The organism is Massilia sp. PAMC28688 (assembly GCF_019443445.1).
Lineage (GTDB): Bacteria > Pseudomonadota > Gammaproteobacteria > Burkholderiales > Burkholderiaceae_D > Telluria_A.
Genome location: NZ_CP080378.1, coordinates 4,668,353 through 4,688,070, shown reverse-complemented (window position 1 = coordinate 4,688,070; position 19,718 = coordinate 4,668,353). Strand labels below are relative to the sequence as shown.

At 58.6% G+C, this 19,718-nt stretch carries 14 protein-coding genes; 7 read left to right on the top strand and 7 right to left on the bottom strand.

Annotation, left to right across the window (positions count from 1 at the left end; genetic code table 11):
* Positions 1–28: 28 nt before the first annotated feature.
* The 3 genes from KY495_RS20850 to lspA are packed head-to-tail and all read left to right on the top strand — an operon-like array spanning position 29 to position 5,217.
* Positions 29–3,214 (top strand): efflux RND transporter permease subunit, encoded by a 3,186-nt coding sequence (locus KY495_RS20850; RefSeq protein ID WP_219881208.1) that lies wholly within the window; start codon positions 29–31, stop codon positions 3,212–3,214.
* A 42-nt stretch (positions 3,215–3,256) separates the two neighbouring features.
* Complete coding sequence (lpdA, locus tag KY495_RS20845) at positions 3,257–4,693, top strand: dihydrolipoyl dehydrogenase (protein WP_219881207.1); 1,437 nt, start codon at positions 3,257–3,259, stop codon at positions 4,691–4,693.
* Between the two features lie 23 nt (positions 4,694–4,716).
* A complete protein-coding gene (lspA, locus tag KY495_RS20840) occupies positions 4,717–5,217 on the top strand; it encodes a signal peptidase II (protein WP_219881206.1) in 501 nt (166 codons plus the stop codon).
* 19 nt (positions 5,218–5,236) lie between these two features.
* Here lspA and KY495_RS20835 read toward each other — a convergent pair whose 3' ends face one another.
* Positions 5,237–7,165, bottom strand: coding sequence for a cytochrome c/FTR1 family iron permease (locus KY495_RS20835; RefSeq protein WP_219881205.1), 1,929 nt, complete (start codon positions 7,163–7,165; stop codon positions 5,237–5,239).
* Between the two features lie 784 nt (positions 7,166–7,949).
* Between KY495_RS20835 and KY495_RS20830 the strand changes: the two genes are divergently transcribed.
* The gene (locus KY495_RS20830) at positions 7,950–8,330 is read left to right on the top strand and encodes a CzcE family metal-binding protein (protein WP_219881204.1); all 381 of its coding nucleotides are present in this window, start codon (positions 7,950–7,952) and stop codon (positions 8,328–8,330) included.
* Positions 8,331–8,529: 199 nt separating this feature from the next.
* Here the strand turns inward: KY495_RS20830 and KY495_RS20825 are convergent, their stop codons facing one another.
* The 6 genes from KY495_RS20825 to KY495_RS20800 form a co-directional block, all read right to left on the bottom strand.
* Complete coding sequence (locus KY495_RS20825; RefSeq protein ID WP_219881203.1) at positions 8,530–8,997, bottom strand: copper-binding protein; 468 nt, start codon at positions 8,995–8,997, stop codon at positions 8,530–8,532.
* Positions 8,998–9,315: 318 nt separating this feature from the next.
* Positions 9,316–12,537, bottom strand: coding sequence for an efflux RND transporter permease subunit (locus tag KY495_RS20820; protein WP_229518398.1), 3,222 nt, complete (start codon positions 12,535–12,537; stop codon positions 9,316–9,318).
* Positions 12,534–14,120: an efflux RND transporter periplasmic adaptor subunit gene (locus KY495_RS20815; RefSeq protein ID WP_219881202.1), complete on the bottom strand. Its 1,587-nt coding sequence runs from the start codon at positions 14,118–14,120 to the stop codon at positions 12,534–12,536. The genes KY495_RS20820 and KY495_RS20815 overlap by 4 nt, the downstream gene beginning before the upstream one ends.
* Entirely contained in the window at positions 14,117–15,451 is a 1,335-nt protein-coding gene (locus tag KY495_RS20810) for a TolC family protein (RefSeq protein ID WP_219881201.1), read from the bottom strand. The genes KY495_RS20815 and KY495_RS20810 overlap by 4 nt, the downstream gene beginning before the upstream one ends.
* Before the next feature lie 78 nt (positions 15,452–15,529).
* Positions 15,530–15,937 (bottom strand): hypothetical protein, encoded by a 408-nt coding sequence (locus tag KY495_RS20805; protein WP_219881200.1) that lies wholly within the window; start codon positions 15,935–15,937, stop codon positions 15,530–15,532.
* Positions 15,938–16,063: 126 nt separating this feature from the next.
* On the bottom strand, positions 16,064–17,101 hold the full coding sequence (locus tag KY495_RS20800; RefSeq protein ID WP_219881199.1) for a DNA-binding protein: 1,038 nt from the start codon (positions 17,099–17,101) through the stop codon (positions 16,064–16,066).
* 235 nt (positions 17,102–17,336) lie between these two features.
* Here KY495_RS20800 and KY495_RS20795 point away from each other — a divergent pair, with 235 nt between their 5' ends.
* From KY495_RS20795 to KY495_RS20785, 3 genes are read left to right on the top strand one after another with little or no spacing between them, the layout of a single operon-like run.
* Positions 17,337–17,852, top strand: coding sequence for an SLATT domain-containing protein (locus KY495_RS20795; RefSeq protein ID WP_219881198.1), 516 nt, complete (start codon positions 17,337–17,339; stop codon positions 17,850–17,852).
* Positions 17,853–18,629, top strand: a complete 777-nt coding sequence (locus KY495_RS20790) for a nucleotidyltransferase (protein ID WP_219881197.1) — start codon at positions 17,853–17,855, stop codon at positions 18,627–18,629. It abuts the gene before it with no gap.
* Between the two features lie 43 nt (positions 18,630–18,672).
* Positions 18,673–19,638, top strand: coding sequence for a site-specific integrase (locus KY495_RS20785; RefSeq protein WP_219881196.1), 966 nt, complete (start codon positions 18,673–18,675; stop codon positions 19,636–19,638).
* Positions 19,639–19,718: the final 80 nt, after the last annotated feature.

Below are 19,718 nucleotides of genomic sequence, written 5' to 3'. Positions count from 1 at the left end.
TCCCAGAACATTCCCAGGATTTCCAACCATGATTTCACGCATCGTCAATTTTTCTGTCGCTCGCCGGTGGCATGTACTCATCGTGACAATTCTGCTGTCGATAATCGGTGCTGTCGCGCTAACCCGTCTTCCCATCGACGCGGTACCGGACATCACCAATACGCAGGTCCAAATCAACGTCGTGGTACCGGCCCTCTCGCCAGCCGATGTCGAGCGCCAGGTAACGTACCCGATCGAAACCGCGTTCGCCGGCATCCCAGGACTTGAATCTACGCGCTCGCTAACAAGGCATGGGTTCGCGCAGGTGACAACCGTATTCAAGGATGGGACCGACATCTATTTTGCGCGCCAGCAGATAGCCGAACGACTGCGGGCTGTCGAACGATCACTACCCCAAGGCGCGAACGCAAGCCTCGGCCCGATCGCGACCGGTCTTGGAGACGTCTATATGTGGACCGTCGAGTTCGCGGCGAAGCCAGGCGCGAAGGCAAGTTCAGGTGCCGGCCTGAAGACCGATGGCAGTTATGTCACGCCCGAAGGCGAGGTGCTGCGCAGCGCCGCAGAGAAGGCGACCTATCTTCGTACGGTACAGGACTGGATCGTCGCGCCCCAGCTAAAAAACACGGAAGGCCTGGCCGGCGTCGACGTCATTGGCGGCTATGTCAAACAGTATGTGGTCACGCCCGATCCACAACGGCTGGCGGCTCTGGGAATCAGTTTGTCGATGCTTGGCGAAGCACTTGAACGCAACAATACCAGTGTAGGCGCTGGCGTAGTCTTCCAAAACGGGGAAGCACTCACCGTCAAGGCCGATGCGCGCATCACTTCGACGGAAGAATTGGCCAAGACCGTCATCACGACCCGGAGCGGTACCCCGGTTCTGGTGTCGCATGTCGCCACCGTCGGCCTCGGACAGGAGGTGCGGTTCGGATCCGCGTCCGAAGGCGGGCAGGAAGTTGTTGTTGGAACTGCCGTGATGCGCATTGGCCAGAACAGCCGGACGGTTGCCGCTGCGGTGGACTTGCGATTAAAGGAAATCGCGCGCTCACTCCCTCCTGACATGCTGATCCGGCCGGTGCTTGATCGCACCCGGCTCGTTGATGCGACTATCAAGACAGTTGCGATTAATCTGACCGAAGGTGCGTTGCTTGTGATCGCCGTCCTGTTCGCGCTTCTCGGGAATCTGCGCGCGGCACTCATCGCCGCAGCGGTCATCCCGGTCACCATGATGCTGACCTCCGCCGGCATGCTCAAAGCAGGTCTATCGGCCAATCTTATGAGTCTGGGCGCGCTCGATTTTGGACTGATTGTCGACGGCGCTGTGATCATCGTGGAAAACGCGCTGCGCCGCATCGCGGAACGCCAGCATTCTCTCGGCAAAGTGCTGTCAAAGTCCGAGCGGCTTGAAACGGTAGCGGCTGCAGCGCGCGAAATGATCAGGCCGAGCGTTTACGGCCAGGCAATCATCATTCTCGTGTATGTACCGCTGCTGACCTTTCAAGGCGTAGAAGGCCGCATGTTCGCGCCGATGGCCTTGACGGTCATACTCGCGCTCTTGTTTGCCTTTGTTCTGTCCCTGACGTTCGTGCCAGCGGCTATCGCACTATGGCTTTCCCGCCATGTCGATGAGAAGGAAAACAGGATGGTGAAAGCCGTCTCGTCGACTTACGCGCCTTGGCTGGACCGGGCTCTAACCCGGCCCAAGCTGATCGGCGTGATCGCCGTCGCCGCTTTTGCCGGTGCCATGGGACTGTTTTCTACACTAGGCCAGGAATTTCTTCCGACGCTCGATGAGGGAGACGTACTGCTACAGGTGGCCCGCATTCCAGGAACCTCCATCGATCAAAGCCAAGCCATGCAGTTCGCAGTGGAGAAGGCTGTCGCGAAGCTATCAGAGGTAAAGCTGGTCTTTTCGAGAACAGGGACGGCGGAGCTGGCGGCAGATCCCATGCCGCCGAATATCACGGACACCTTTGTCATCGTCAAAGACCGCGCTGAGTGGCCAAAGCCTAAGATGAGCAAGGCTGAATTGGTTGAGAAGATCGAGCATGCCGTAGCGAGCATCCCTGGTCAAAACTACGAACTTACACAGCCGATCCAGATGCGCTTCAACGAGCTGCTTGCCGGCGTCCGCGGGGATATCGCCGTCAAGGTCTATGGTGACGATTTCGACGTGATGGTACGGACTGCGGAACAGATCGCGACGAAGCTTCGTGCCGTGGAGGGAGCTGAGGATGTGCGCGTGGAACAAGTGCAAGGGCTACCGCTACTCGATGCCCGTCTTGATCGAGACGCCATGGCGCGGGTCGGGCTCACTGCGCAGGACGTGTACGACACCTTGGCGGCGGCTGTCGCGGGGCGCGAGGCCGGTTCGATCTACGAGGGCGATAGGCGCTTCGATGTCGTGGTAAAGCTGGGTGAAGGGATACGAAATGATGTGGAGGCGCTGCGCCAACTGCCGGTCATTACTCCGAGCGGCAAATTTGTGCCGTTGGGATCGGTCGCGGTACTGGCCACGGCCAAGGGCCCCAATCAGATCAGCCGTGAAAACGGCAAGCGCCGGGTAGTGGTACAAGCGAACGTGCGCGGTCGTGACATCGCCGGCGTCGTCAAGGAAGCCCAGGGCAGTATCAACGCTGACGTGCGCGTGCCTGCGGGCGTATGGCTCACGTGGGGCGGCCAGTTCGAAAACCTTGAGCGTGCGCGCTTACGTCTGGCGGTGGTGATTCCAGCCTGCTTCGCACTTATCGTGGTGTTGCTTTACTCGGCCGTAGGCTCATGGCGCGCCGCTGCTGTCGTTTTCACCGGAGTGCCACTTGCTCTGATCGGTGGTATCGCAGCACTGTGGATTTGTGGCTTGCCATTCTCCATTTCGGCAGCGGTGGGTTTTATCGCGCTATCCGGTGTGGCGGTGCTAAACGGTCTGGTGATGGCCGGCTCGATCGACGACCTGGCGAAAACGCTGCCGTGGGATCAAGCCGTGCGCGAAGGTGCGTTGCGGCGACTGCGGCCGGTATTGATGACGGCATTGGTTGCCTCGCTGGGATTCGTTCCGATGGCCCTGGCGACCGGCGCGGGCGCCGAGGTCCAGCGCCCGTTGGCCATCGTAGTCATTGGCGGACTCATTTCGGCCACGATCCTGACGCTGTTTATGCTGCCTACTCTGTACCGGCGTTTTGCTCGGCCCGAGGAAAGCGTTGCCGAGGGAATCTGATGAGATCGAAACTCGGTTGTTATTGAACCTGAAGGACAGGACATGGAAAAACATTATGACGTAGCGATTATCGGCGCGGGCTCGGGCGGGTATATCGCCGCGATTCGGGCGGGACAGCTCGGGTTGTCGGTCGCGTGCATTGAATCGAATCCTTACGCGGCGCCGGATGGCCAACCGCGGCCCGGCGGGACATGCCTGAACGTGGGCTGCATCCCATCTAAAGCATTGCTTGCGTCCAGTCACCTGTATGAGCAGGTGGTACACCACACTGCCGAGCACGGCATTAGCACTGGAAATGCGACGATCGACGTCAACAAGATGGTCGATCGCAAAGATGGTGTGGTGACCAAGATGGCCAAAGGTATCGAATACCTGTTCAAGAAGAACAAAGTCGAATTTATCAAGGCGCGCGCGAAATTCGTGGGCGTGGGCGACGGCTTGTACGAGCTTGAGGTGTTGAAGGACGGTTTAACGCAACGGATCTCGGCGCGCAACATCATTATCGCTACCGGATCGACGCCGCGGCAGCTGCCGGGCACCCCGATCGACAATCAGACTGTATGCGACAACGCGGGAGCTTTGGATTTCCGGGAAGTGCCATCGCGCCTGTGCGTGATCGGGGCAGGCGTCATCGGCCTTGAGTTGGGCTCGGTCTGGCGCCGTCTGGGCGCAGAGGTAACTTTGCTTGACGCCATGTCCGACTTCCTGCCTGGCTGCGATATCGCCGTCTCGAAAGAGATGTTCAAGTTGATGTCAAGCCAGGGGCTGAAGCTGGATCTCGGCGTAAGCATTGACAGCATAGCGCTTGCCACTGGGGAGGCCGTCGTTTCGTATCGGGACGGATCCGGCGCGCCGAGGCAACTTACCAGCGACAAGGTAATTGTCGCGATTGGACGGGTACCAAATACAGATGGCCTTGAGCTCGGCGTCATTGGCCTGCAACTTGACGTGCGCGGATATATTCCAGTCGATGAGCATTGCAGAACAGCAGTGCCTAACGTGTTTGCGATCGGCGATGTAGTTCGCGGCCCCATGCTCGCGCATAAGGCCGAGGAGGAAGGCATCATGGTGGCTGAAATCATCGCCGGGCAATCCGGTCATGTGAGCTATCACGCCATTCCCTCAATCATCTACACCAGCCCCGAAGCGGCATGGGTCGGAAAGACGGAGCAGGAACTGACGCGTGAGGGCCGCTCTTTCAAGACGGGGCAGTTTCCGTTCTCGGCAAATGGCCGCGCTCTCGGTGGCGGAGAGGCACAGGGTTTTGTGAAGGTACTTGCTGACGCTCAGTCTGATTTGGTGTTGGGCGTGCACATTGTCAGCTCACTCGCGTCCGAAATGATTGGTGAGGCGGCGATGGCATTGGAGTTTTCAGCCTCGTCCGAAGACATCGCCCGGATTTGCCACGCACACCCGACCCTGTATGAAGCGATCAGGGAAGCGGCCCTCGCCGTTGATAAGCGCGCCCTCAACATTTGATGTTCTCTGTTAGCAAAAAACATATGCGTAAGCCTTCAACGCCCCTCGTTGCTATGCTGTTTGCCGGCCTGATTTGTGCGGCCGACCTCGGAAGCAAGGCTCTGGTGATTAAACACCTGGCGTACGGTCAGAAAATTGAGATGATGCCCTCACTGAACCTTGTTCATGCGGTCAACGAAGGTGCGGCCTTTGGTCTTCTCGCCACAGCGGGAGGGTGGCAACGCTATTTGTTCATAGCGATAGCCGTGCTGGCGTCGGCATTTTTGATTCACATGATAAGGAAGCCCGGGATCGGCTCTGTGGAAAGGCTTGGTCTGGCGATGATTCTCGGTGGCGCCGTTGGAAACCTGGCTGATCGTACCGCCCGCATGGGAGTTGTGGACTGGATCGACTTGTACGCCGGGGTACATCACTGGCCAGCTTTCAACATTGCTGACATTGGCATTACGCTGGGCGCCACTGTGCTCATCTTGAACGAGCTTTTCCGCGCCAGCGAGAACGTTTCCTCTTCCGACAAAGCGTAATGCTGAGGGGCAAAGAGGATTACCGCCGTGCTTTGACCATGTTGAATCCAAATCCGATCACTGCAGCCGAAAGCAAGAGTAGCTGCGCGCCGTAGGTCTGCCAGGTTGGATAGATGCCAAGGATAGGTAGCCGCAGGCCGTCCACCGGTGTCGCCATCAGCCAGCCTGCTTCCTGCAAACCAGCGATTCCCTTTCCAACGAGGACTACGGCCAGCGCGGCGATCAGCACCGAGCTGTATGAGAAGAATTTTCCGATTGGCATGCGCGCACTGGTGCGCAGAAACACGAAGGCAATCACCGATAACAGAACTAGCCCGGTCATGAATCCGCCGAGCAATGCAGATCCGTTGCCCTCGGCAGCGAGTGCCGAGTAAAAAAGGACCGTCTCAAACACTTCTCGGTACACCGCGATGAAGGCAAGGGCAAACAGTGCCCACGCCGAGCGTTTCTGCATCGCTGCGCTGAGCTGCCCCTGCAAATATGCCTGCCACTGCCCTGCCTGGCCCTTCTGGTGCATCCACAGCCCGACGGACAGCAGCACCGCCGCTGCAAAAAGCGACGACAAACCCTCTGTAATCTCCCGGCTGGCGCCACTGATGCTGACAACGTAGGTCGCAACTAGCCACGTGACGCCGCCGGCCGCCAGCGCGGAGATCCATCCAGCATGTACATAGCGTAGTACCCGTGGCCGCTCGGCTTTACGTAGAAATGCAACCATCGCGATCACGATCAGTAAGGCTTCCACCCCTTCGCGCAGGAGAATGGTGAGGGCGCCAACGAACACTGTGGTGGCGTTGGTTTTGTCTTTGCCTGTGACCGCTTCCACACGGATAAAATAGACATCGAGTTGCCGTGCGTGTTCCGATGCAGCTGCCAGGTTGCCACTGGTGACGGCCCCCCGGTACAGTTGCATGGTTCTTTCCACGTCGATCAGTAGTTGGCGGTCGGTAGCATCAAGCGTCGCTTCAAGTGGTTCGAAGCCATCCAGGTAAGCCGACAACGCCAGTTCGGTGGCCGTGGCGCGGTTTCCGACTTTCAATGCCTGCAAGCTGCCCTGAAGCAGTTTGCGAGCCAGAGCAATTCCGGACTGCCCCTGTTGCTGACCAATCACTTCCGGATGGGTCCGTGTATGCGCAACTACCGCCCGGGCGATAGTTGGCGGCATTGCCTTTGCAAGCTCCTCCTCCGTCACGGTTACAAGTGCGCTCATGTCCGGTAGCGTTTTACCTAGCGCAGTATCGCGAGCGAACGCTTCTTTGCCCGTTTTTAAGTCCGTATCGTTGAAGCCGAGTGTTCCGACATAGAACGCCAGGGACCAGCGATCCGCGTCTGACAAACTGGCAAAAGCCGGCATGGAGGTACCTGCAACACCTTGGCTGATCACCTGGTGTAGTGCCATGAGAGATCGCGAGCGAGCCCGCTCCCTATCGGTGAACGCGATTGGCTTCGGTTCAAGCCTGCTTGCGAGCGAGCCGTCACCGGCTCCGGTCGCGCCGTGGCAGGACGCGCACTGCACCTTGTATAGCGCGGCACCACGGGATAGCTCCGGCACGCTTCTAGGCGCCACCGGAAAAGGATAAGCCGCCAGGAGCAGCTTGCCCGCGTCCCTGGCGAGCTCGCCGACGCGCAGCGGTGGGTCTTTACGTGCAACCGCCTGTTGCAGGCGAGTTACGATCGAAGTCAACTCAGCGTGCGAAGCATGGGGTGGCAGTGCGACAACCTGTGAGCGGGCGCGCCCAGAAAACTCCTGCATTTCCTTGTATTCCATCTCGCTGATAACCGTCCCGTTTTGGACGGCGCCGGCATAGTCCACGGCGACATAGTCGAGTAGTTGCCAAAGTTGTCGGATCTCCGACTCGTTTGACTGGGGGGCAGCGTTGGCATAGTTCAGCGCAAAACTGCAGCAAAATGCGAGATGGAGAAATAATTTCCAGACGGGGTGTTTCATTCTTGACCGTTCACAGCGACGTTATTGCGGGTATTACACACCTTGTAGCGGGTTGAAGGTCAAGGCTTTTCCAAATGCGCGCGGCGCTTCGCAACCGGCGTAGTTGAGTCTCGTCAGTTGGCCAAGACATTGCCGACTTATCATCGGAATGTGATTGTATAATGCGGTCATGAAACGCCTTCTCCTCATCTTTCTGATCATCCTGTTGCCGCTTCAAACGGCCTGGTCGGCAGGCCTGTGCAGTATCGTGGGGAGCGTAGACGTGGCCGGTACTATCGTGATACTGACCGATAGTGCAGCTGAAGCGCAGCCAGACACAAGTGCGGAGCCAGGTTGTGGGACGGTCTGCCCTGCAGGCTGCACCCTGTCGGCCGCTGTTATATCAAGCTCGCTTAATCTGAGTCCACTCGCAAATGCTGAGCATACTCGGCTGCCTCCCGAACTCGATTTCGAGTCGCACATTTCCGACGGCCCCCACCGGCCCAAGTGGTTTTCTCGTCGCTAAGCCTGCAACGAGTGCACATCAAGTCTGGCCATCTGGCTCCTAAAGCCAATCCCCAGACTATTTGAATCCTTCCAGGCATCCCTCATTCAACGTCGAGATCCGCTCGCCAGCTCCTGGTTTGCGCCTCGATCTCTAAATTCGTATCCCATCTTTCGGAAATCCGATGGTGGGAAATGTCCGACTAGCCGGCGAGTTTCGCACGGCCTTTTCGGACAAGACGAGATATCGCTCCACCAGACGGCGTTTGCCGCCTTTTAACTGAAAACAAGGACTCAAAAAATGAAACTGTCATCTATATTTCTCCCATGCGTGGCAGCTGCCGCACTCGTCATTTCGTCGACCACATCGGCCGCTGACGCTAGTTCGTCGCAAGCGCCGGCGGCCACTAAAGCCAGGACCAATAAGGAAGTTCGTGAGGATAGCCCGTTGGGGTATGTGGCCGCCTCTGGTACTGCTGCCGAGGAAATCACTATTGTGGCGGGCAAGACACGTCACATCAGGGTAGTTCGACTTGAGACTTACCGTATTGTCAATGGTTCCTCTGTTGTGGTTTGGACATTTGATACGTTTGGCCTGCCGACGTTTCCATTATCAAAAATTCTGCCTGGCTCGTCGGACGTTACCGTCCATGTGGGTGAAAACCCCATGTACGCCAATTAGCCTGCTTATGATGTCTGAGCAGTAGTCCTCCACTGCGACATGACCACAACTCAATCGATCACGCCTCGTCCACAGGGGGAGGCGTCTCGGGGACATGCCGCAACAAAATGCTCTTTTGAACAGACACCGATTTGCATGGCCAGCTACCCTGACACTTTTGCGATATTCATAAAGGGTGCTCCGCCATCTATCGCCAGAATTAATTGACTGCCACTACGACATAGTCTGCCCCTTCCTTTCGGAATTCGACGTTTACTCGCTTGCCTACAGACAGCTTGGGCAAAAGATCCTTGTCCATGACCTTGAACCCCATCGTCATCGCCGGCCAGTTCAAGCTTTTCACAGCCTGGTGCGCCAGCATCACCTTTCCCTTGGCCGTATCGATTTCCTTGACGACTGCGGCTGTTCTGTGAGTCTTCATCGTGGCATTTTTTGAGGCGTGCTTTCCATCGATGCCAGACATCATGGTCTTGCACTTGTGCGCGTCCATATTCTTCATATTCTTTGCATCCATCTTCATGCCCTTCATGGCCATGCAATCCTGCATGCCAATATCCTTCGTTTTCATCCCTGCGTCGTTCATTCCCTTCATGGTATCGGCCTGCGCCAGCGCAGGAACGGAGATGATCGTTGCAAGAACCAGTGAGCGGATGGCGGTAAATTTCATAATATTTCCTTTCGGTAGTAGAAAATTAATCAGGCTAAATGGGGCCGAACAGATCGCTCATTGCACCCCAGGGACTGCCCCAGGGACCGGCTTTTCGAAAGTTGCTTTAGCCTTCAGTTCGGCGCGCAGCAAGCGTTGCTTGTTTTCCCACGGCGTCGTTTGCGCGCGAGGCCCATGATCAAGTGGCAGTACAACCCTGTTGGTCCCGCTTGGACTGGCACAGGCTGACAGAAGCACGGCGACGCCAATGGTGGTAATTGCGGTAGTAAGCCTATTCATAAAAATCCTTCAGAAATTGAGAAGTGAATCCTGTTGCGCCTAGTTAGTAGTGTGATTTGCGGTACTTTTCCCCGGGCCAACGTGGCTCGGCACCTTGTCGCCACGACTACCGTCTGCGGTGGGCAAAGGAGCTGGTGCGCGCAGCTGCCTGCGCCGCATGAGCAAGTAGACTGCTGGCACCACAAACATCGACAGCAACGGCGCGGTGATCATCCCACCCACCATTGGGGCGGCAATGCGTTGCATGACTTCGGAACCCGTGCCCGAACCAATCATGACCGGCACCAGGCCCGCGATGATGACGGCCACCGTCATTGCCTTCGGTCGCACGCGCAGCACGGCGCCTTCCCTGATGGCGTCGAGCAGGTCGGACTCGTCTGGCGTGCCTTTGACCAGACGCGCCTCCCAGGCGTGCTTCAGATAGAGCAGCATGATCACGCCAAATTCAGCCGACACGCCGGCGAGCGCGATGAAACCCACCCCGCTTGCAACCGAAAGATTGTGTCCCAGCGCCCACAACAGCCAGATGCCGCCTGCCAGGGCGAACGGCAGCGTGGCCATGATCAGCGCCGCTTCGTCGAAGCGTTTGAACGTCATATACAGCAGTACAAAAATGATGAGCAGCGTTGCCGGAACGACTATCTTGAGCTTTGCCGTCGCGCGCTCCAGGTATTCAAACTGCCCCGACCAGGACACGGAATAACCGGCTGGAAGTTTTACTTCCTTGTTCACCGCCTGCTGCATCTCGCGTACCGCCGAACTGAGGTCGCGTCCGCGAATATCGACATATACCCAGCCCGACAGCCGGGCGTTTTCGCTTTTGAGCATAGGCGGACCATCGCTGATCTTGATCGCCGCGACGTCGCCCAAGCGGATTTGCGCGCCGCGCTCGGTCAGAACGGGCAACTCCCGCAACTTTTCCACCGAATCACGCACTTCGCGGGGATAGCGCACATTGATGGGAAAACGCTGCAGTCCCTCCACAGTCTCGCCAACGTTGTCGCCGCCGATGCCGCTTGCGACGATGCTTTGAACGTCGGCGATGTTCATGCCATATCGCGCGGCTGCGTCGCGGTCGATCTGAATGTCGATGTAGCGGCCCCCGTTTAGGCGCTCCGCCAAAGCGGAGGAGACGCCGGGTACGCGTTTGACGACGCGCTCGATCTCGCCTGCAATGCGGTCGATTTCCTGCAAACTGACGCCAGCGACCTTAATTCCTACTGGACTCTTGATTCCCGTCGCGAGCATGTCGATACGGTTGCGGATCGGCGGCACCCAGATGTTGGAAAGGCCCGGCACCTTGACAATGCGGTCCAGTTCCTCCACGAGCTTGTCGGTCGTCATGCCTGAGCGCCATTGGTCGCGCGGCTTGAACTGGATCGTTGTCTCGAACATTTCCAGCGGCGCCGGATCGGTCGCAGTCTCGGCTCGGCCGGCCTTGCCAAACACGCTTTCCACCTCCGGCACCGTTTTGATGAGACGATCGGTTTGCTGGAGCAGCTCGGCGACCTTTCCCGTTCCCAGGCCCGGCAACGCGGACGGCATATAGAGCAAATCGCCTTCGTCCAGCGGCGGCATGAATTCGCCGCCCAGGCGCGACATGGGCCAGAGCGTGATCATGGCGAGTAGTCCAGCCACGACCAAGGTCGCCTTCGGCCTGCGCAGCACGATTTCCAGCAACGGCCGGTATAAGGCGATCAACCCACGGTTAATCGGATTTTTCTGTTCGTCTGGGATTCGTCCCCGGATCAGGTATCCCATCAGGACCGGGATCAACGTGACCGCCAGGCCGGCTGCCGCCGCCATCGCATAAGTCTTGGTAAATGCCAGCGGTGCAAACAGACGTCCTTCCTGTGCCTCGAGCGTAAACACCGGGATAAATGACAGCACGATGATCAGCAGCGAGAAGAACAGTGCCGGGCCCACTTCGACCGCCGCGTCGCCAATGACGGTCCACTGCGTCTCACCTTCCAGCTTGCGGCCAGGATTTGCGTGATTCCATGCCTCGATGTGCTTGTGGGCGTTTTCGATCATCACAACGGCGGCGTCAACCATGGCGCCGATCGCGATCGCAATGCCCCCCAGGGACATGATATTGGCGTTGACGCCCTGGTAGGACATGATGATGTAAGCGATCAAAATACCCAGCGGAAGGGACACGATGGCCACGAGAGCCGAGCGGATGTGAAACAGGAAGACCAGGCAAACGACCGCGACGACAATGAATTCCTCGATCAGCTTGTGTTCCAAATTCGTCACGGCGCGCTTGATCAACTTGGAACGGTCATACACAGGGACGATTTCCACGCCCGCGGGCAAGCTCGACTTGAGCGCAGCCAGCTTGGCCTTTACGGCCTCGATCGTCTCAAGTGCATTTTTGCCCGATCTCATGACGATCACGCCGCCTGCGACTTCGCCTTCGCCGTTCAGGTCGGCGATCCCGCGCCGCATTTCGGGTCCCAGTTGCACGCGCGCCACGTCACCCAAGCGTACCGAGACGCCGGCGTCGGTGCTCGTCAGCGGTATTTTTCGGAAGTCGTCGAGCGACTGCAGATAGCCGGAGGCGCGCACCATGTATTCGGCCTCGCCCAGTTCGAGCACGGAGCCTCCCGTTTCCTGGTTAGCGCGCTGAATCGCCTCGATTACCTTGCCATGCGTGATCGAAAAGGCGCGTAACTTGTCGGGGTCGAGGACGATCTGGTACTGCCGAACCATTCCGCCGACACTGGCCACTTCCGAAACGTTGGGAACCGCCTTCAACTCGAATTTCAGGAACCAGTCCTGCAAGGCGCGCAACTGCGATAGGTCCAGCTTGCCGCTACGGTCGACCAGCGCATACTGATAAACCCATCCTACGCCGGTCGCGTCCGGCCCTAGCGCCGTCTTGGCCTGCGCCGGCAGGCGGGCTTGTACTTGGTTCAGGTATTCAAGTACGCGCGACCTGGCCCAGTAGGGATCGGTGCCGTCCTCGAACAGGATGTAGACGAAGGAATCACCAAAAAACGAGTAGCCACGCACCGTCTTGGCGCCTGGCACCGACAGCATGGTCGTTGTCAGGGGATAGGTGACCTGGTTCTCCACGATCTGGGGCGCCTGCCCTGGAAATGTCGTACGGATGATGACCTGCACGTCCGACAGATCGGGAATGGCGTCGAGCGGTGTTTTCGAGAGCGACCAGATGCCCCATGCGGTTAACAGGAGCGTTGCGAGAAGCACCAGGAATCGGTTCACAATCGACCAGCGGATCAGTTTGGCGATCATTTCTTGACTCCCGTCGGCGCCGGCATCTTCATGCCTGGCTCCATGGCGCTTTCCGCGGGTTTGGCAGTTTTTGCAGGCTGGGCGGGAAGGCGCGAAATCGCGGCAATTTCAAAGCTGCCGTCTTTGCGCTGCTTAACATCGAACGCAACATGATCGCCCACGCGCACGTTGCTGGGAATCGCTGCGGTCAATGTAAAAGGCATTGTCATTGGCCCCCACTGCAAAGAAGGGATGGGGCCGTGCGATATCGTGACTTCGTCCTTGCTGATTTCCTCTACCTTGCCCTCCCCATGGTGCAGCCGAGCCGCTTGCTCGGCCGCTGGTGCCGGGATATCGATCATGCGAGTCGCCGCCCCTTTGAGGCTGGCCTCCGAGTCGATCAAGAACTGACCAGACACGACTATTTTTTGCCCAAGTGCCAGACCCTTGCGGATCTCGGTCTGGCCATTGTTCTCGCTGCCAAGCTCGACCTCGACAGGAATGAATTTGCCGCCGTCTTGGGCAAGCATCACGACGCTGCGGGTGCCGGTCTGTATCACTGCCTCCGAGGGCACCAGCAAGACGTCGTCTCCACCACTAGAGGAAAAGGTGAGGGATGCGAACATACCTGGCACCAGTTTGCCGTTCCGATTGGCCAGCTCGATTCGCGCTTTTAGCGTACGTGTCGCGGCGTTCACTTCGGGCAGAATGGCGCCCACCTTACCCTTGAATACGCTCCCCGGGAGCGCCGGCGCACGAGCTTCGACCGCATCGCCGGGCCGCACCTTCGCAGCCAAGCTCTCCGGCACCTCGGCATTGACCCACACGGAACTGGTTCCATTGATGCGAAATAGTTGGGCACCCGCCATCACAGTCATCCCGTCACGCGTGCCAAGCTCGGCGATGACACCGCTTACGGGGGCCGAAATCGTCACACGCGAGTGCACCTTGCCGCTTGACTCGACCAGGCGCACCTGCTCCGCTGTCATGCCAGCCAAACGCATGCGCTGGCGCGCACCGTCGACCAGGGATGCCATGCCGCTTCCCCGCATCCGCCGCACTGCCAGAAATTCCTCCTGAGCGGCGATCCAGTCCGGCACGTACAACTCGGCCAGGGGCTGCCCCTTCCTGACGGGATCTAATGGGGCGCGTACGTAGAGCCGCTCAATAAAACCATTGCTGCGCGCTTGGACTAATGCGACGTCCCGCTCGTTATAGGCGACGCTTCCCACCGCGACGACGCCTGAAGAAAGTTTGCCCGTCGTGACTGCCGCGGTGCGCACGCCCAGATTTTGCTGGACCCGGGGACTGATCGACACTGTGCCGTCGTCACCCTCGCTGCCGCCGTACACGGGAACTAGTTGCATGTCCATGAAGGGCGACTTACCCGGCTTGTCAAACTTTTGGCCGGGGACCATCGGATCGTGCCAGTACAACGGCTTCTTTCCACCGCTGTTGGCGGCCGCGTGAGCGCCGTTTGCTGTCGCGCCTGATGCCATCGGCATCTCCTTCATACCCTGACGCATGCCGAGGTGGTAGGCACCGTAGGCGACGGCTGCGACCATGATTACGATGATCAGCGCGAGAACCTTCTTGTTCTTCATTTTGGGTCCTTTGGGTTGAATGTAGTGGCATGCTGGAAACCTTGGGCCTCGGGAAAGAGGAAGTTCAGTTGCGCCCATATCCTGGCTGTGTCCAGTTGCAGCTCGATCGCTTGCATGCGGACCTCGGTCTCGTTGCGCCTTGCTGCAAGCACCTCGCTGAGCGTCGCCTTTCCGCCGCGATATCCGGCTAAAACGGCCTGGGTTCGTTCGCCAGAAATCGTAATCAATTGACTCCTGTACCGGGAAATGCGCTCCCGTCCACTTGTCCACTGGACGATCAGGGCGCGCGTCTCAGCGACATGGTCCCGAAGCATCTCGTCACGTTCGGCCGTCGTCTGCTCAACCATGGCAAGCTTTGCGCTTAGTTCCCGGTCTTGCCGTCTTTTTCGATCCCATTGCAGCGGCACGGAAAGCCCGACAGAGACCATGTTCGAGTACTCAGAACCGCGCTGCTGGAACGAAACTTCCACGCTCCAGTCGGCGCGCTGGTTTGCCCGCGCCACATTGGCCTCAGCGCGCGCCACTTCCTCCTGCCGGTTCAGCACGGTGATCTTTGGATGATGGGCCAGGTCCTTATCGAGCGTCGCGGTATTAAGACGGATATGGTCGATATCGGGGGTTCCGGCTAACGCCGAGTTGTCATGTACGCCAGTCCAGCGCGCGAGCATGGTCTGTGAAACGTGGAGCCGGCGGTCAATTTCGCTGGCCCGATCATCCAGGAGCAATAGCCCTGAGCGGGCCGCAAGTATATCGGCACGCGTGCCGCGACCGCCGCGATAAGCCGCCTCTGCAGCTTCGATCTCTTGCCGCGCCTGATCGGATTGCACAGAGATCAGCGCAGCCATCTGTTCGGTGTAATAGCGCTCCAACCAGGCGATTGCCGTTTCGCGTTGGATCGTGGCGAGCACGACGTCTTTCTGGGCCGCGAATTTGAGCGCTTCGCGCTCATAACGCGCAAAGCGCGACTGCCGCTTGTCGGCGCGCGTCAGCTCTTGCGAGATGCCAATGCGCCGCATGGTCATGAAATCCTTGGTTAAACTGAAGCGGTCACTGGTGCTGACAGGAAGGTTGTCGATACCAGCCTTTAGAACCGGATCTGGAAGCTGACCGGCGGCTATGGCCATGTCGCGTGCTCCCGCGATTGCATGGTCCTCGGCCGTCAGCTGACGGGAGCGGGCGACCGCTTGTTTCTGGGCTTGCCCAAGAGTTAACGGCTGCGGCGCCGCAATTGCTGCTTCGCTGGCGAGCAGCGACAGGACAAGCGAAATCTTCGACACGATGCGAAGACGATTCGAGCGCGCGTCAAGACGCGCTGATAAAGGGAATGACATGGAACCTCCAGAATGCGACGAACAACAGCGCACTCACCGCGAACGGCGATGCGATGACGAACTAGGCAGTCTGGAATATTAGATTCTGAAACAGCAATTGCGGATCGCAATTGGCGGGGAGGACGTTCGCGTCAAAGCGATTGGCGGATAGGCCGGTAGGGAGGGAATGACAATTACATCGAAAATGGCCAAGCTCAACACCAACTCGACGCCCACAAAAGGCGGCACGACCGGTGCTGGTGTCTTATCAAGTGACTGTTTGGCTGGTTCGCCATATGCGTACAGATGGCACAGTGTCGACTGCTCGGGATCCATACCGTCGCAGTTCGGCATGTCTTCCATCATTGTTGGGGCAGTCGAAACGCCCGTATTGCTTCCCGCCGACATCCCTGGGCAGGCGTACGAAGCTACAGCCAGCTGCATGAACAGCATACTGAAAATTGCTACGATGGCCGTCAGTAGACGTTTGGAATAGGATGTTTTCATGCGAACTGGGATATTGACCTTTTTTAGACTACGCCGTTACATGTAGCTTGTCAAACGCGCCCGCTTCTGAGACTTAGGCATACGCATTGATGTTGCAGATGGCTTTGGGCTAGCTCGCTGCGCGAATCAGGTCCGGGCTTCTGGTTCGTTATCCGCTTTCTGAGCCCGGCTTGCCAGATGGGCGCGAAGTTCGCTGGCCACCTCGTGCTGCGACGCCAGCGTCGCGTCCGCCGTCGCCAGCGCCAGTTCGAGCTCGCGCACCCGGCCGAATGCCGCCTCCGCCTTCGACACGGCCGCCGCCGCCTGCTCGTGCAGCGCCCCTGTCTGTGCATCCTTGGCTGCGAGCCGGATCAATGCCTGTTGGGCGGCATCCTGGAGCGTCGCAATCTGCTGCACCAATTGCCGGCCCTGGGCTTGTTGGGCGTATAGTGCCGCCTGCGCATGCGAGAGGTCCGAGACCAGGCGCGCGCCTTCCTGGTTCAGCCGGGTGATGTCGTCCTGCTTGACGATCAGGCTTTGCTGCAGCTGGCGCATTTCGGCCTGCAGCTGCTGTATCTGCTGCTCGTGGCGGCGCTGGTCCTGCTCGCGCTGCTCCTTGACCGATTGGCGGTAGTGCTCCAGCGCCTCGCGGGCGTGCTTATGTTTTTCTTCGAGCGAGAGCCGGTGCGCATCGTTCTCAAGCACCCGCTCCTTGAGGTCGGCCACCTGCTGCTCGGCCGTGTGTCGCGCAATCGTCTCATCTTGAAGGTTCGCGCGGGCCTCGGCGTGCGCTGCACTTTCCCGATCTGCTCCGGCCTGGACGCGTTCGAGCCGACCGCCCAGCGATTCGATGTCGCTGCGCAGCGCGGCCAGGGCTGCGGCGTGCACGCGGTCCTTCTCAAGGGACTGCGCCTCGACCTCGACGACGCGCGCATTGCCTTCCTCGTGTAATTGGGCCGCCAGCCTGGCGACAAGATCGTGTAATGCCTCCGTGATGGACGCCTTGCGGTCACCGGCCCCGCCGTCCTGCTCTTCGAGTTCCTTCAGGTACTTGTGGATGGTCGTCTTTGACCCTGTGTTGCCGAGCGCAACCCGCACCGCGTCGACCGACGGATGCTTGCCCTGCGCGATCAGGGCGTCCCGCGCCTTCTTCACTTCCGATTGATACAGTCCGGTCCGGGCCATCGGGCCTCCACGAAATAGCGTACTGGATTACATACCACGTAATAACATGGGATTCTAGCTCAAGAGTTCGTGGTCGGATAGCAATTTCTAATAATGGATAATGTATTCTTATCCCATGTGATCCGAGAATGGATGGATATTTGTCGCAACAATGGCGTACGGGTCCGTTTTGGCCCATGCGTTCCCTTGATGGGGGCGTCTCCCGGCCAGATCCGAAACCAATAGAGAGGAATACGTGGAAAACGCAAATGCATCCAAATCGGCCATCGGGGCTGAACTTAAACGCATCGAGGAAGACTGTATCCACTCAGGAAAAGCGCACTTTAACGCCGGCGACCGGTGGGCGCGTTACCACTATTGGCTCGGCGTTCCGTCCGTCGTTCTGAGCGCCCTGGCGGGAGCGGCATTTTTCAAGGATTACGGCAGCGCAGCCGGCGTGATGTCATCCGTAGTCGCCGTACTCACATCTCTGATGACCTTTCTGAAGCCGTCGGAGCGGGCCGCAGCCCATAAAGGCAGTGGCGACCAGTATTTGACACTGCGTAACGATGCGCGCGTATTTCGCGAGATCCGCCTGCAGTACGCGTGTGACGAGCTGGCTGCGATCGCCGGGTTGGACGAGTTCACAAAGCGACGGAACGAGCTCAACCAAGCAAGCGCGCAGTTCTCACGCGCGGACTTCGAACTGGCGCGCAAAGGTATCGACGAGGGCGAGGGAGCACATCGCGTCGACCTGCCTGGAGGCGCATAAATGTCGCTCATCACCTATCTGGACAAGCGTGCGAGTGACGCGGTGCTTTCGAGCAGCGAGCAGAGTTCGATCAATACGTCGATCAGCACCCTCAAATCAAGGCTCACCACATACTTTGGAAGCGGCCTGAGCGATCAGTTTCGATTCGGGTCGTCGACCCGCGGCACCATCTTGCCCCGCGCAATGGATGAGCACTCCGACATCGACTACATGGTGGTGTTTGCCGAGGGCAGCTATTCTCCGCAAACCTACCTGGACCGCCTCAAGCGCTTCGCGGAAACTCATTACTCGCGCTCCGACATCAAACAGTCGTCGCCGACGATTGTCCTCTTGCTAAACCACATCCGATTCGACCTGGTGCCCGCACTGAAAGAACAATATGCGGCCGGATACCGAATCCCAAATGGAGCGACTGCCTGGCAGTCGACGAACCCCAACGATTTCAATGCCAGCTTGGTCACAAAGAACAATGCGGAACTTTCCAAAATCAAGCCCGCCATTCGACTGCTGAAGTATTGGAACGCGCAGAACGGCTATGTCTACGATTCATTCAGTTTAGAACGGTGGGTGATTACCCTTTCTTTTCCCACGGCGCTAAATTTGCGCGATTACCTGTTTACGATCTTTGATAACCTAACCCTGAACTATGACCAAGCCCAGTGGCGCAAGGACAAGTTGGCGCGGGCCAAAGCGATCATTGCGGAAGTACGGCGCATGGAACGGGAAGATATGCCATACAGCGCCGAGGGGGAAATCAAGAGGCTGATTCCCGAATGAAATCTGGCCGGCGCTGGACGTCCTTTCATCGGATTGGAATGCAATGAGCAAAATCGATACCTATGTTCACGCAGCGACCCGCGAGAACACGCGGCGCAGCTATCAAGCGGCAGCCCGGCATTTTGAAATCGAATGGGGGGGCTTCCTGCCCGCGACGGCAGATTCGATCGCCCGTTACCTGGTCGACCATGCCGAATCATTGGCCATCAACACGTTGCGTCAGCGTCTTGCCGCGCTGGCGCAGTGGCACATTGACCAGGGGTTTCCCGATCCGACCAAAGCGCCCGTGGTGCGCAAGGTCTTGCGGGGCATTCAGGCACTGCACCCGGCGCAGGAAAAGCGCGCGCGGCCACTGCAGCTCGAGCAACTGGCACTAGTAGCCCAGTGGCTCGACGTTCAAATCGCTACCGCGACAGTGGCGGGGGATAGGCCAGCGCAGTTGCGATGCGCGCGCGACAAGGCTATTCTGCTGTTGGGCTTCTGGCGCGGATTTCGCGGGGATGAATTGACGCGGTTGCAGGTCGAATACATCGACATTACGCACGGCGAGGGGATGACGTGCTTTCTGCCCCAGTCCAAGGGCGACCGAAGCCACAAAGGCACCACGTTCAAAGCGCCGGCGCTCGCCCGGCTGTGTCCGGTCGAAGCCTACGCCGCCTGGATCGCCCTAGCCGGACTGACCGAAGGCGCGGTATTTCGCAGCATCGATCGCTGGGGGCACATAGGCGCCCAAGGATTGCACATTAATAGTTTCGTTCCACTGCTGCGCTCGCTGTTTGGCGATGCCGGCATCGCCTTCGCCGCTCAGTACAGCGGGCATTCGCTACGGCGTGGTTTCGCCCAGTGGGCCACCGCAAACGATTGGGACATCAAGACGCTTATGGAATATGTCGGCTGGAAAAACGTACAGTCGGCGCTGCGTTACGTCGAAGGCGCCGATCCGTTTGCACGGCACCGCATTGAGCAATCATGCCCGACCACTGGCGGGCAGATCACTGAACGTGAATGAAAACGCATGCCTCCGGCTACTGGCCATGCCGGCGGGCGAAGGTCAAGCGAGTCAGTTATTGCAATCAATCAGATACGAGA